This window comes from Stenotrophomonas maltophilia (genome assembly GCF_001274595.1).
Taxonomy (GTDB): Bacteria; Pseudomonadota; Gammaproteobacteria; order Xanthomonadales; family Xanthomonadaceae; genus Stenotrophomonas; species Stenotrophomonas forensis.
Map to the genome: position 1 here is coordinate 2,753,083 of NZ_CP011010.1, position 14,628 is coordinate 2,767,710.

Below are 14,628 nucleotides of genomic sequence, written 5' to 3' on the forward strand. Positions count from 1 at the left end.
CATGAACCGCAGACGCATTCCATTGGCGAATGGAATCAGCAATAATTCTCATTTACGACCTTCCACGACCTGCGCCGATGCCCATCAACGCCCTCCGACCGGCCCACCTGCCGCTGGCCGCCGCCCTCGCCCTGTGCCTGCTCCCGGCCGCCAGCGCCTTCGCCCAGGACAGCGCCACCACGCTGGACAGCATCCAGGTCTCCGGCAGCTGGCTGGGCACCGGCCTGCACGACAGCGTCAAGAGCTTCGCCGGCGCCCGCACTGTGGTCGACCGCCAGCGCATCGAGGCCAGCGGCGCGGCCAGCATCGGCGATGCCATGCGCCGCATCCCCGGCGTGCAGGTCACCGACAACTCCGGCACGGCCGGCAGTTCGGTGTCGTTGAACATCGGCGTGCGCGGCCTCACCGGTCGCTATTCGCCGCGCTCCACCGTACTGCTCGATGGTGTGCCACTGGCGGTGGCGCCGTATGGGCAGCCGCAGCTATCGTTCGCCCCGACCAGCCTGTCCAACATCGAATCGATCGACGTGGTGCGCGGCGGCGGCGCGGTGCGTTACGGGCCGCAGAACGTGGGCGGCATCATCAACTTCAGCACCCGCGCCATTCCGACCGGCGCCGGCCTGCACGGTGAGGCCGGTGTGCGCTACACCGCCTACGATCACGGCGGCGGTGACAGCACCCAGTACAACACCTTCCTCGGCGGCACCGGCGACAACGGGCTGGGCGCCGCCCTGCTCTACTCCGGCCAGGACGGCCGCGGCTGGCGCCAGGGCAGCGATGATCGCTTCAACGATCTCGCACTGAAGTTCGCCTACGCCATCGACGAACAGCAGGAACTGCGTGCCAAGCTGTCCTACTACGATGTGCGCTCACTGACTCCGGGCGGCCTGACCCGCGCGCAGTACGAGGCCGATCCGTTCCAGAACACCCGCCCGACCGACTTCTGGAAGGGCCATCGCACCGGCATCGATCTGGGCTACACCAACACGCTGTCGGCCAACAGCGAGTTCGAGGTGCTGGCCTATTACAACGAGAGCAGCCGTGCCAGCTCGCTGATCAATGCCGCCAACACCCAGCTGACCGTGCAGCCGCGCGACTACCGCGTGCTCGGCATCGAGCCGCGCTACACCCAGCGCCTGCACTGGGGCAGCACCGTGCATGACATCACCGCCGGCTACCGCTTCCTGCGCGAGCGCGGCAACGACCGCAGCTACACCGTGACCCGCCGCACCGGTGCGGCCAGCGCCACCACCCGCTTCGACAACGCCACCGACGCCCACGCGTTCTACATCGACGACCGCATCGCGGTCGGCCAGTGGCGGATCACCCCGGGCGTGCGCATGGAGTGGATCGACATGGACCGCCGCCAGTCCGGCGGCAGCGCGACCTTCAGCAGCCGCAACAACAAGGCCCTGCCCTCGCTCAACATCGCCTACCTGCTGACCCCGCAGCTGACCGTGTTCGGCAACTACACCACCTCGTTCGGGCCGGTGCAGAACATCCAGCTGAATTCGCAGAGCGCCAGCAACCCGCTGAACCCGGAAGTGGCCAAGACCACCGAGCTGGGCGCGCGTTGGCAGGACGGCGCACTGCGCGCGGAAATCACCGTGTTCAAGATGCGCTTCGACAACCAGATCCTGCAGGTGCCGGGCATCACCCCGCCGACCTTCCAGAACATCGGCGCCACCGACCACAAGGGCGTGGAAAGCGCGCTGGAATACCACTTCGCCGAGGACAGCGCGCTGGCCGGGCTGGAGCTGTACGCCAACTACACCTGGACCAAGGCGATCCAGCAGTCCGGCGACAACCGCGGCCTGGACGTGCCGTTCTATTCGCGCGACACCGACAGCGTGGGTGCCCGTTACGCACTGGCCGGCTGGACCTTCAACGTTTCCAGCACCCACCAGAGTGGCCAGTTCTCCGATGCGGCCAACACCTGGGCCGAGACCGCCGACGCGCGCGTGGGCCGCGTGCCCGGCGTGCGCCTGTGGAACGCTCAGGTGGCCTGGCAGGTGCCGGGGCTGGGCGACAGCGAGATCACGCTGGGCGTGAACAACCTGGCCGACAAGCGCTGGTACACCCGCAACGTCGACGGCAACGCCGGGCGCATGGTGGCCGCGCCGCGCACCTTCTACGTGCAGGGCCGCTACCGCTTCTGAGGCGATAACCGCCCGATGCAGTGACGGTGGCGCTCACGGTGGCGGCGTATCATGCCGCCACCATGTCACTGCCCGTTTCACCATCGCGCCTGCATCTGGCCTTCCAGGGCCTGCGTCTGCGCCTGCGTGGCAGCGACCTGTGGTTCATTGCGCTGGCGCTGCTGGTCGGCCTGATCGCCGGCTACCTGACCCTGCTGCAATCGGGCATCGCGCGCTGGCTGCAGGGCGCGCTGTACGGCCTGGACGAAGGCATGCGCCTGAGCTCCCTGCCCTCGTTGACCTGGACCGCGCTGCTGGTGCTGCCGCTGGGTGGGCTGCTGGTCGGCCTGGTCAGCCTGGCCGCGACCCGGCTCAAGCGGCCCCTGCTCGATGCGGTGGAAGCCAATGCGCTGCATGGCGGCCGCATGTCGATGCGCGACAACCTGATCGTGCTGACCCAGACCCTGCTGTCCAACGGCTGCGGCGCCTCGGTCGGGCTGGAGGCGTCGTATACGCAGATGGGCGCCGGCAGCGGCTCGCAGCTGGGGCGGGTGATGCGCCTGCGCCGCAACGACGTGCGCATCCTGGTCGGCGCTGGTGCCGCCGGTGCCATCGCCGCCGCCTTCGGTGCGCCACTGGCCGGCGCGTTCTACGCCTTCGAGATCGTCATCGGTGCCTACACCCCGGCTGCACTGGCGCCGGTCGCGGTCGCCGCGCTGGCCGGCGCGTTCGTGGCCGACCAGGCCGGCATCGAGGCCTACCTGCTGCCCGCCGCCTCGACGATTGATGTACGCGCCGCCGACTACGCCATCTACGGCCTGCTCGGCTGCTGCTGCGCGATGGTCGGCATCGCGGTGATGCGGCTGATCGCCTCGATCGAAGGCACGGTCAAGCGCAGCCCGTTGCCATTGTGGGGCCGGCCGGTGGTGGGCGGCCTGCTGCTGATTCCACTGGCGCTGGCCAGCCCGCAGGTGCTGTCGTCCGGCCATGGCGCGCTGCACCTGGACCTGACCACGCACCTGCCGCTGATCTGGATCGGCGGCCTGTTGACCCTGAAGTGCCTGGCCTCGGGCATCTCGCTCGGGTTCGGCTTCCGCGGCGGCCTGTTCTTCGCCTCGCTGTTCATGGGAACCCTGGTCGGCGCCCTATTCGCCGGCCTGCTGGCCATGGCCACCGGGGTGCCGGTGATCGACGCCACCTCCGCCGCGCTGGCCGGGATGGCGGCGCTGGCCGCCGCCGTGGTCGGCGCACCGATGACCATGGCCATGCTGGTACTGGAAGGCACCCACGACTTCCTGTTGACCAGCGTGGTGATGAGCGCGGTGCTAGTCTCCAGCACGCTGGTACGGCAATGGTTCGGCTACTCGTTCTCGACCTGGCGCATGCACCTGCGCGGCGAGACCATCAAGAGCGCCCGCGACGTGGGCTGGGTGCAGAACCTCAACGCCGGCCGGCTGATGCGCAAGGGCGTGGCGACCGCCCCTGCCGACCTCGACGCTGCCGCGTTCCGCCAGCGCTTCCCGCTGGGTTCGGGCAGCCGGGTGGTGCTGATCGATGGCGAAGGCCACTACGCCGGCATCGTGCAGATTCCCCGCGTCTATGGCGATGGCGTGAAACCGGAGACCGTGATCGGCGAACTGGCCGAGAACCGTGACGTGTCACTGTCACCGGCCGCGGACGTGGTCAGCGTGATGCAGCGCTTCGACCAGACCCAGGCCGACGAACTGGCCGTGGTCACCGCCGACGGCCAGGTGCTCGGCGTGGTCTCCGAAACCTTCGTGCGCAAGCGCTACGCCGAGGAACTGGACAAGCGCCAGCGCGAACTGATGGGCGAGCGCGTCGAGGACACCGACTGACCCCACAAAAGGGGACGGAGGGGATTAAGTCGTTTCCGGCACATCTGGATATCCACGCAGGGCGTGGATCTACTGTCACCTCCACCGGGTAGACTCGGGCCATGCGCTTCATTGAAACCTTCCAGGCCGGCCCCTTCGCCGACACCGTGGTCAGCCTGCTGGCCGCCTTCGTGCTTGGCACGCTGATCGGCGCCGAACGCCAGTACCGGCAGCGCACCGCCGGCCTGCGCACCAACGTGCTGGTCGCGGTGGGCGCCGCTGCCTTCGTCGACCTGGGCATGCGCATCGCCGGCAGTGCCGAGGCGGTGCGGGTGATCTCCTACGTGGTCTCCGGCGTCGGCTTCCTCGGCGCTGGCGTGATCATGAAGGAAGGCATGAACGTGCGCGGCCTGAACACCGCCGCCACGCTGTGGTGCTCGGCGGCGGTCGGCAGCTGCACCGGTGCGGACATGCTGGCCGAGGGCGTGCTGCTGACGGTGCTGATCATTGCCGGCAACACCCTGCTGCGGCCGCTGGTGAATGCGATCAACCGCATCCCGATCAACGAGGCGGCGACCGAAGCGACCTACGAGGTGCGCCTGAGCGTGGATGCCGAAGCAGTGCCGCGCGTGCGCGAGCGGCTGGTCGATGCACTGGAGGCCGCGCAGTATCCGGTTGGCGATGTGCAGGTGGTCGAACATGCCGACGCGCCCACCGATGTGATCGCGGTCCTGGTCAGCACCGCCGTCAGCGCCGATGAACTGGACGTGGTGCTGGCGCGGATGGAACACGTGCCAGGCGTGCTGCACGCCACCTGGGAAGTCAGTACGCGCGATTGATTCATCCACGCATGGCGTGGATGCGCTTCTCTCACCCTCTCGCGATGCGCTGCTGGGCCCTCAACAACTTGCGGAATGAGCCGCACCGGCGCGCATCCTGCGCCTCCGGGCAGGCCGCTGCCCGCTGCAGGTGCCGGCGTATCCGCTGCAGCTGGCTGATCTGCCGCTGCAGTATCTCGGCCTGTGCCAGCAGGGCGTCCCGGTCCAGCGTGAGGCATCCGCGCAGGGGCGGCAGCGATACCCCGATCTGCTGCAGCGACAGCCCGGCCGCCTGGCCGAGGCCGATCAGTGCCAGCCGTTCCAGCACCTGCTCGTCGTACTGCCGGCGCATGCCGCGACGGCCCAGGGCCTGCAACAGCCCCAGCTGTTCGTAGTAACGCAGTGTCGAGGCCGGCACGCCACTGCGCTTCACCACCTCGCCGATATCCAGTTCACGCATGGGCTTGACCTCAAGTCGCCTTCAAGCGCCAACCTATGGGCAACTTCCCTGCAAGGCAAGGCCATGGCCAGCACATCCCCGGTTGATCAAAGCGCGCTCTGGAATGGCTCTGGCGGGCAGGTATGGGTCGCGCAACAGGCCATGCTCGATGGCCTGTTCCAGCCGCTGGCCGATCTGCTGGTCAGCGAGCTGCCGGATACCGTCACCCAGCTGCTGGACATTGGCTGCGGTACCGGCGCCAGCCTGCTGGCCGCGGCGGCAGCGCGCCCTCAAGCACACTGCACCGGCCTGGACATCTCCGCGCCGATGCTGGCGCTGGCCCGGCAGCGTGCCGCCGACGCAGGACTAGCGGCGGACTTCATCGTGGCCGATGCGCAGCAACATCCGCTGCCGCCGGCACACTACGACTGGATCCAGTCGCGGCTGGGCGTGATGTTCTTTGAGGACAGCGGCGCGGCCTTCGCCAACCTGCACCGCGCGGCGCTGCCCGGCGCCGGCCTTCGTTTCATTGCCTGGCGCGGCGCAGACGAAAATCCGTTCATGACCACCGCCGAGCGCGCCATTGGTGATGCGCTGGATCTGCCGCCGCGCGTGCCCGGCGCTCCGGGACAGTTCGCCTTCGCCGATGGCCAACGCGTGCGGCACGCGCTGCTGGCCGCCGGCTGGAAGGATGTGGATGTGGTCGCCGTGGACCTGCCCTGCTCGATCGCCCGTGATGACCTGCCGACGTACGTAGGCCAGTTGGGCCCGCTGGGTCTTGCCCTGCGCTCGATGCCGGAAGCCCGCGCCGCCGCACTTCGCGACAAGGCACTGGCGGCGTTCGCCCCCTTCATCGAAGGCGACCGCGTGCGCGTGGAGGCCGCCTGCTGGCACGTAAGCGCCCGCGCCTAGAAAAAGGGACGGAGGGGATTAAGTCGTTCTTGCCCCGGCAGTGCCGGAAACGACTTAATCCCCTCCGTCCCCTTTTACCTACAACGCCTCGCCGGCATCGGCCAGGCGCGATTCGATGAGCGCGTACCACTGCTGCAGAACGTCGATCAGCATGTCGAGCTCGGCATCGGTGCGCTGTGCGCGGCCGCTGCGCAGGCAGGCCTGGGCTTCCTGCAGCTGGGCCAGGAACCCCGCCACGGTATCGGCCTGCAGGATCAACCCCGGCAGCCGCCGCCCGGGAATACGCACCACGGCGTGGTTGCCGAGCTGGCCGTACACACTCAGTGTGGTTTCCGTCTTCATGGAAAGAGGCAGGAATTGGGCATTCATCGCGTGCACCATGGAAAACCTGAGCCGCCGGCAGGCGTGGATGACGGGGGAGACGTTGCCACGTCCTGCCGACGGTCAGGGGGGACTCGGAATGCCGGGGTCATGCCCCGGCGCAGGAATCTCAGCGCGGATGGGCCATCCCGGCGATCTGCACCCGCCGATTCGGTGCCAGGCAGGCAATCAGCTCGCGGCGGTTGCGCTGCTCGCACTGCACGATCGGCTCGGCGGCCCCGCGGCCTTCGGCACTGATGCTGCCGGCAGGCACCCCACCCTGCACCAGTGCGTTGCGCACGGCGTCGGCGCGGCGCTGCGACAACGCCTGGTTGTAGCTGGCGCTGCCGATGCGGTCGGTGTACCCGGTCACCCGGATCGACTGCACCTGCGCCGCCTCGCGCACCTGCGCCAGGATGCCCTGCACCGCCTGCTGGCCTTCGGCGCTGAGCACGGCGCTGTCGAAACCGAACAGTGCGTCGGCAGACAGCCGCAACGGTTGTTCCGGCAATGGCGCCGGTGGCGGTGCCGGCGGCGCGGGCGGACGCGGTGGGTCGAGCACGGCCGCGCACGATTCCGGCTTCCAGTACCCGGCCTGGGCAATGCCCTTGCCGTCGAAGCGCACCTGGAACTGGCAGGTGAAGTACTCCGCGCCCTGCGCGGTCCGGAAGTTGAACAGGTAGTTCCATTCACGCACGCCCCACATGCCTTCGTTGAAGTGCGGCGTGCCCAGCAGGGTGTAAAGCTGGCGCTTGCTCATCCCCGGCGCAAAGCGGCGCAGATCGGCGACGTCGGGATAGGTGCCTTCCTTCAGCGAGGCTTTCGATGCCTCCGGGAAATGCACGGCGGTGGCTTCGGCGGGGCCATCGGCGGCCGGCGCATGGCTGCGACAGGCGGCCAGCAGGCCGATTCCCAGGATCAGGCCCAGTGTCGCGGCAACGTGGCCGGCCCGGGCGATGCGATGCTGTTTCATGTCATTCCCCCTGTTGACGTTTCCGCGCCGCCGGGCCGCGTTGCGGCCCGGCGGCGGCGATCACCACTGGATGCCGGCACCGACGGCCACACCGGCCTCGCCACGGCTGTTGGTGGAACCACTGAACTTGTAGATCCAGCGCCCGCCTTCGGAGACACCGGAGATGCCCAGCGCCACGCCCGATTCGCCGTTGTAGCTGCCGGCGGCGATCGAAGCCATGCTGCGGCCGGCTTCGCTGGGCTGCGGCAGCGCCGCAGTGGCCATCGCCGAGGCGATACCGGCCGAGGCGCGGTTGTCGGTCTTGCGCAGGTCGCGCTCGAAGCCGCCCATGCGCTCGTCGGTGTAGGCCTTCGACCAGTCCAGGGTCTGCGCCATGCCCGACTTCAGCTGGTCCACGTTGACCGCATCGGTGCCCGCGGTACCGGCCGCAACATTGCGGACGGTGGTCGGGCCGCTGCCGGTGCTGCCCAGGGTGACGCTGTTGTAGTTGGTGGCACCGTTGACCGTGGTGTCGTAGCGGATCGTGCCCTGCTGCGAGGCCTGCAGCTGGCGCACGTTGACCGCATCGGTGGCCTGCGAGCCGTCGGCCACGTTGACCACCTGGCGCTCGGCACCGGCGGCACCGACCGACACCGTGTTGGCCCGGTTCGCCACCGAACCCGCACCCAGTGCCACCGAGTTGTCGGCCTGAGCCTGCGAACCGTTGCCCAGCGCGGTCGAATTGGCACCGGCGGCGGTCGAGCCTGCACCACCGGCGGCCGAGTTGGCACCACTGGCGGACGGGTCGGCCAGGTTGTTGGTGTTGTTGGCACGGAAGCTGCCGGCCACGTTGGTGATGTTCTTGATCTTCTGGTCGGTGTAGGACTTGGACTGGTCGATGGCGTAGTTCACGCCATTCTTCAGCTGGCCGACATTGGTCGCATCGTGGTCGTCGGAGCCGTCGGCAACGTGGGTGATCTTGCGTTCGCTGCCGCTGCTGCCAACCGACACTTCACCGGCCGAGTTGCTGGCACCGGTCTGCCCGTAGGCGCCGGTGTAACCGCTCTGCGCGCCGACGCTGGCCACCGAGCCGGCACCCAGCGCGACGCTGTTGCCGGCACTGCTGCTGGCGCCGTTGCCGACCGCCACGCTGTTGGCACCTGCGGCACTGGCCTGCGGGCCGACCGCCACCGCTTCGGCACCGGCCGCCGTGGCAGCCGCCGCCGTCGAGTTCACCGCCAGGTAGGCACTGCCACCACCCCCGTTGGTGATGCGCTGGTTGAGGACCTTCAGCGAACCGTCCACCGCGTTGAAAGCCGCGGTGACGTTGTTGTAGTCGCCGCTGGTGAAGCTGCCATCGGTGGCGATGCTGGAGATGCTGAACTTCGGTGCGGTCCACACGTTGGTGGTGCCGTTGAAGGCGGTGTTGCCACCGAAGTAGCTGGCGATGGTGCTGTGGGTGCTGAACAGCTGGTCGCCGGTGATGGCATCGCTGCTGCCGGCCAGGATGCTGCCTGCGGCGACGTTGGTCACCTTCACCGCTCCGGTGCCGGTGCCCTTCAGCGAGACACTGTTGATCACGTTGCCACTGCCATCGACGTCGTACTTCACCGCCAGCTTGTCGATCTCGCCGGTCTGGTCGGCCACGTTGGCCAGCGAATTGCTGACCGCGTCGAACGCGGTGCCGACGTCGTTGTAGCTGCCCTTGGTGATGGTGCCGTTGGCGGCGATGTTGTTGATCGAGTAGGTCGGTGCGGTCAGCACACCGCTGGCGTTCACCGCTGCGCCGCCGCCCAGGTGGGTGGCCACGGCCTGGTTGGCAGCGAACAGCTGGGCACCGTTGATCGCCTCGCTGCTGGTGGCACTCACCTGGCCCGGGCCGAGGTTGCGCAGCGTGGTGGCGGTACCGCCCTGGCCCAGCGTGGCACTGGCATAGTTCACGCTGCCGTCGCCGTTGAGGTCGTAGCGCAGCGCGCCGGCCGCGGCTGCCTGCAGCTGTCCAACGTTGACCGCATCGGTGGCGGCGGTGCCGGCCGCCATGTTGGTGACCTGGCGCTCCGCACCCGCCGCGCCGATCGACACGCTGTTGGCGCGGTCAGCCAGGCTGCCGGCACCGACGGCGATGCTGTTGGCAGCAGTTGCACGGGCGTTGGTACCGACCGCGATCGAGTCGGTGCCGCTGGCCACGGCTTCGGTACCGGTCGAATTGACCCGCAGGTACTTGGTGCCGCCGTTGCGGATATCGGTGATCTGCGTGTTGAGGTTGACCAGCGATCCATCGACCGCTGCAAAGGCATCGGTGGCGTTGGTATAGAGGCCCTTGGCGATGGCACCACCGGTGGAGATGGTGCTGATCTCGAACAGCGGCGCGGTGAAGGCGCCCGTGGCCGGATCGAAGGCCGCACGACCACCGAAGAAGCTGGCGATGGCCGCATTGGTGCCTGCCAGCTGTCCGCCGTTGACCGCCTCCAGGCTGCCGGCAGTGACCGCGCCGCCGGCAAGGTTGCCGATGGTGGTGGTACCGGTGCCTGCGCCCAGCGTGACCCGGCGATAGTTCGGGTTGCCGGCACCGTCCAGATCGTAGGTCACCGCGACATCGGCCACGCCGTTGATCAGGCTGATCGCGCCCTTCAGCTGGGCCACGTTGACCGCATCGGTGTTGGCGCTACCCGCGGCGAGATTGGTGATCTGGCGCTCGCCGCCGCCAGCCGTACCCACCGACACTTCACCGGCCGAGACCTGCGGCGCGGTGAGGCCATAGGCGCTGTAGCTGGCCTGCGCACCGCGCAGTGCAGCCGAACGGTAGCCCAGTGCGACCGAGTTGGCCTGGTTCGAGGTGGCCTCCGCGCCCAGCAGGGTCTGTCCATTGGCGGTGCCGACGGCGCTGTCACCGACGATCACCGAGTGGCCCATGCGCGCGGCATAGTCAGCCGTCGGTACCCCGGTCGGGTTGCTCGGATCGTTGGTGCCGGCACCGGGGAAGGCGACATTGGCATCCACCTTCGGCAGTTCGTGGCGGGCGTTGGCACCGATCACCACTTCCTTGGAACCGTTGGCAAAGGCGCCGTCACCCATCAGCACCTGGTAATCCTGTGCGGCATTGACCGCCCAGCAGGAGATGTCGGCCAGGGCGATGTCGAGGCACTTGGCCGCCCATGCCGGCGAATCCTTAGGCAGCAGCAGGCCAAGCAGACCGCCGGGATTGCCGTTGTTGATGTTGTAGATGTAGCTGTCGGAGGTAACGCCACCGATCAGGGTCAGGTGCGAGCTGCCACCGGTAACCGCACCGCCCAGGCCATTGAGCGTGCTGCCGACCGGCGACAGGTTGACCACCGGCAGCCCCAGCACGTTGACCGTCGAATAGGTCTGCATCACGTTGGCATTGCTGAGCTTGAGGTTGCCGTTGCTCAGGTAGCCGTTGCCACCGAACAGGCTGGTGGTGGTCGGACCGATCAGCTGGCCAACATTACCGACCAGGCCGCCGGTGCCGATGATCAGGCCGGCATTGGGGTCGGCGGCAGCCGGCGCCTTCGGACTGGTCGGCGGAATCGCGGAGGGTTTGGTCAGGCCGAGGCCGCCGAGCGTGCCACCGACCAGGCCACCCACGGCGCTGCCCAGATTGCCGAGGGTGCCATTGAGATTGCCATTGAGCAGGTTGCCCACGGCGCTGCCGACGTTGCCAAGCGTGTTGCCCAGCACCCCGCCCAGGCCACCGGTGCCGCCGCCAGTGGCGCCGTTCAGCACGCCACCGACGGTGCTGCCAACGGTGCCGACTGCACTGCCTACGGTACCGACCGTGCCATTGAGGGCGCCGCCAACGGCTCCACCGACCGTGCCCACGGTGCCATTCAGTGCGCCACCCACGGCGCCTACGGTGTTGTTGAGCGTGCCGCCCACCGCACCGCCCACGTTGCCGACCGTGCCGTTGAGGGCACCACCGACGGCGCCGCCCACCGCGCCGACTGTGCCGACCGCGCCGTTCAATGCACCACCCACGGCGCCCACGGTGTTGTTGAGCGTGCCGCCCACCGCACCGCCTACGTTGCCAACCGTGCCGTTGAGAGCGCCGCCGACCGTACCGACAGCACCGTTCAATGCGCCGCCCACGGCCCCCACGGTGTTGTTGAGCGTGCCACCCACCGCACCGCCTACGTTGCCAACCGTGCCGTTGAGGGCACCACCGACGGCGCCGCTCACCGCGCCGACTGTGCCGACCGCGCCGTTCAATGCACCACTCACAGCTCCCACGGTGTTGTTGAGCGTGCCGCCCAGGGCACCGCCCACGCTGCCGACTGTGCCGTTGAGCGCACCACCGACGGCGCCGCCCACCGCGCCGACTGTGCCGACCGCGCCGTTCAATGCACCACCCACGGCGCCCACGGTGTTGTTGAGCGTGCCACCCAGGGCCCCGCCCACGCTGCCGACCGTGCCGTTGAGCGCACCACCGACTGCGCTACCGACCGTACCGACCGCGCCGTTCAATGCACCACCCACGGCGCCTACGGTGTTGTTGAGCGTGCCGCCCACCGCACCGCCCACGTTGCCGACCGTGCCGTTGAGCGCACCACCGACTGCGCTACCGACCGTACCGACCGCGCCGTTCAATGCACCACCCACGGCGCCTACGGTGTTGTTGAGCGTGCCGCCCACCGCACCGCCCACGTTGCCGACCGTGCCGTTGAGCGCACCACCGACTGCGCTACCGACCGTACCGACCGCGCCGTTCAATGCACCACCCACGGCGCCTACGGTGTTGTTGAGCGTGCCGCCTACTGCGCTACCGACGCTGCCGACCGTACCGTTCAGCGCGCCGCCAACCGCGCTCCCGACCGTGCCAACCGTGCCATTCAATGCACCACCGACAGCATTCCCAGCGGCGCCCACCACACCGCCGACCAGGCCCCCCATACCCAGCGCACTGTTCTGCGCCGCTACGGTTGCCTGGCCCGCCAGCTTGAGATTGCGATCTGCCACCACTTCCTGCCCATCCGGCGCCTGCACGCGCACCTTGCTGGCTACGCCGGTATCGAAAGCCGCGGTGATCGCGCGGTCATGGGTTTCTCCCGGCACCTCTTCCTTGGCAGGCAGCGTGACCGCTGCCGTCGCCCTGGCCTGGCCTTGAGCGTCGATCTGGTGGCCCGCCACCTTCAGCTTCGACTCCAGCGCACCATCAGCCGCTGCCTTCAGGCCTGGCAGGCCTCCCGCCGACGCAGCACTGACGCCGGCCGCAGCCTTGGCACTGCTGTCGATCGACGCCACCTGCGCGCCCGCAAGACCGACCTTGGCCTTGGCGCGTGCGTCTGCGGCAATGCCCAGCGGCGCCTGCGCCGCCGGCGCAACCTGTGCAGCCAGCGATGCATCCACCTGCGCGCCCCGTACCGCAGCATTGCCCAGGCCTACGCTGGCGCGCACATCCGCCGCAAGACCCGGTACCGCAACCTGCTTCGGCGTGCTGCCGGCCGCCAGCTTCACCTGTACGGTGGCCGGCAGCACATCACGCACCACCGGCAGCGACGCCGTGCTCAGCTGCAGGCCAACGCGCGCATCCGCGCTGATCGCCGGGCTGCTCTGCGCCTGTCGCGCGGCAGCTGCCAATGCAACTTCGGCATCAACCTTGACCGGCATCGGCTGCGTGTACTTGGCTGCAAGCGCCTGCAGGTCACGCAGCGATTGATTCGATTCGGATGCCCCCGCGTGCCCGCTGGCCAGCGCACACAGCAGGGCAAGGGCCAGGGCGGTCGGCACCAGCAGGACACTGCGCGGATCACGGGCAGCGGTGCCACCGCTGTCGCCCGTGGCGAGTTCCGAGGCCACAACCAGAGCATTGAGCTGGCGGTTCCATACACGCCGGTAGATGCGGTTCATGAGCATTTCCCCCGTAGGCGAACAACTGGAATGTCAGTGGACTTGCCGCTAGGCAGGTGACTGACATTTCAGCGCGGGCGGAAGCCACGGCGCACTTCATTCCGGCACGGCAATCGCGCATTCCGGCAAATCCACGACCGGAATCGGCAGCCGGTTATGCAGAAGCGGCAACCATATCGGCAAGCGGATGTGCAATTCCGGCAGAAACCGCGGAAAAACCCTTGTGCCGCTTGATTCAGGCCGGCTGGCCAATCTGCGCCGGGGCGCGCATCAGGGTATCGCGGGGCAGTTCGCCGAATACCTTGCGGTAGTTGTCGGCGAAGCGGGAGAGGTCCCAGAGCCCGCAGCTGAGCGCGATCGCTTTCACCGAGCGCCGGCTGGAATCCGCCATCGACAGGCTGCGGCAGGCCGCGCACAGCCGCAGCATCGACAGATAGCGGTTGGGCGATGTGCCGAACAGGTCTTCGAAGGCGTAGCGCAGGCCACGCTCGCTGACCCCGGCCGCGTCGCATATCTCATTCATGTAGATATTGCGGCGCAGGTTGAGCCGCATGAAGTTCTCCGCGCGCTGCGCGATCAGATAATGCGTTCGCCGCGCGCGGCTGCAGCCGGGCCGATCGGCAGCACCGGCCCCGAGCAGCGCCTGTACATGCTCGTGCAGCAAGCGCTCTGCCTCTTCTGGCTCCAGGTTGCCGCCCTGCCCCAGCTGGACATGCAACTGCTGATAATGACGCGCAAGCGGCGCCGATTCGCTGGACAGGTTGAAAAGCGACAATGCCTGTCCGGCCGGCGGCGTGCTGCGCAGGCTCAGCTCGGTCAGCTTGCGCTGTACACGCGCAACCGGCACCAGCATCAGGGTCAGGTGCGTACCTGGGCTCAGCGTGAACTCGCTGATGCCCTCAGGCATCACCGTCAATGCCATTCCGGGCGTCAGCGGTATGCCGTGGCACCAGCTCAGTGTCTCGTCGGTCGCGTGCAGGTATCCGAGCATCGCCCAGTCCGGTGGCAGCATGAAGCGGCCGCGGCAATGGAATCCGCAGCTGATGCTGCAGAACAGGGCTTCCTCGTGTACGCGCGAAGCGAATGCCGCCCGCGGCCCATTACCATCGAGCAGCAGCAGTTCGACATCGCACACCCGAAGTACACCGCTCAGCGTCGCCAGATCGATTGATCGCAGGCCGCTGTCGTCGCTGTCTCCTACCCCACCATCGACCATGACAGTGTCATCCCCCCATTGATCCGTCACACGCTGCGGCCCCCACTGCCTGACAGGGCCACACCTTTCCACGAACATCCGTCGTTGCCGGAA

9 protein-coding genes are annotated in these 14,628 nt (G+C 68.2%); 4 read left to right on the forward strand and 5 right to left on the reverse strand.

Features of this window, described 5'->3' with window-relative positions; translation table 11 throughout:
- Positions 1-77 precede the first annotated feature (77 nt).
- The 3 genes from VN11_RS12620 (at position 78) to VN11_RS12630 (ending at position 4,812) form a co-directional block, all read left to right on the forward strand.
- Entirely contained in the window at positions 78-2,159 is a 2,082-nt protein-coding gene (locus VN11_RS12620; protein WP_053449986.1) for a TonB-dependent receptor family protein, read from the forward strand.
- Between the two features lie 62 nt (positions 2,160-2,221).
- Entirely contained in the window at positions 2,222-3,994 is a 1,773-nt protein-coding gene (locus VN11_RS12625) for a chloride channel protein (protein WP_053451327.1), read from the forward strand.
- 101 nt (positions 3,995-4,095) lie between these two features.
- Positions 4,096-4,812, forward strand: coding sequence for an MgtC/SapB family protein (locus VN11_RS12630; protein ID WP_005409984.1), 717 nt, complete (start codon positions 4,096-4,098; stop codon positions 4,810-4,812).
- 31 nt (positions 4,813-4,843) lie between these two features.
- On the opposite strand, the gene VN11_RS12635 is transcribed toward VN11_RS12630, so the two are convergent.
- Entirely contained in the window at positions 4,844-5,251 is a 408-nt protein-coding gene (locus VN11_RS12635; RefSeq protein ID WP_053449987.1) for a MerR family transcriptional regulator, read from the reverse strand.
- A gap of 63 nt (positions 5,252-5,314) precedes the next feature.
- Between VN11_RS12635 and VN11_RS12640 the strand changes: the two genes are divergently transcribed.
- On the forward strand, positions 5,315-6,142 hold the full coding sequence (locus VN11_RS12640) for a class I SAM-dependent methyltransferase (protein WP_053449988.1): 828 nt from the start codon (positions 5,315-5,317) through the stop codon (positions 6,140-6,142).
- A 78-nt stretch (positions 6,143-6,220) separates the two neighbouring features.
- Here the strand turns inward: VN11_RS12640 and VN11_RS12645 are convergent, their stop codons facing one another.
- From VN11_RS12645 to VN11_RS12660, 4 genes are all read right to left on the reverse strand, one after another.
- The gene (locus VN11_RS12645) at positions 6,221-6,511 is read right to left on the reverse strand and encodes a DUF6959 family protein (RefSeq protein ID WP_019659952.1); all 291 of its coding nucleotides are present in this window, start codon (positions 6,509-6,511) and stop codon (positions 6,221-6,223) included.
- Positions 6,512-6,632: 121 nt separating this feature from the next.
- The gene (locus VN11_RS12650; protein WP_053449989.1) at positions 6,633-7,475 is read right to left on the reverse strand and encodes an OmpA family protein; all 843 of its coding nucleotides are present in this window, start codon (positions 7,473-7,475) and stop codon (positions 6,633-6,635) included.
- A gap of 60 nt (positions 7,476-7,535) precedes the next feature.
- Positions 7,536-13,319, reverse strand: coding sequence for an ESPR-type extended signal peptide-containing protein (locus VN11_RS12655; protein WP_053449990.1), 5,784 nt, complete (start codon positions 13,317-13,319; stop codon positions 7,536-7,538).
- A gap of 235 nt (positions 13,320-13,554) precedes the next feature.
- Positions 13,555-14,535, reverse strand: coding sequence for an AraC family transcriptional regulator (locus tag VN11_RS12660; RefSeq protein WP_006450645.1), 981 nt, complete (start codon positions 14,533-14,535; stop codon positions 13,555-13,557).
- Positions 14,536-14,628: the final 93 nt, after the last annotated feature.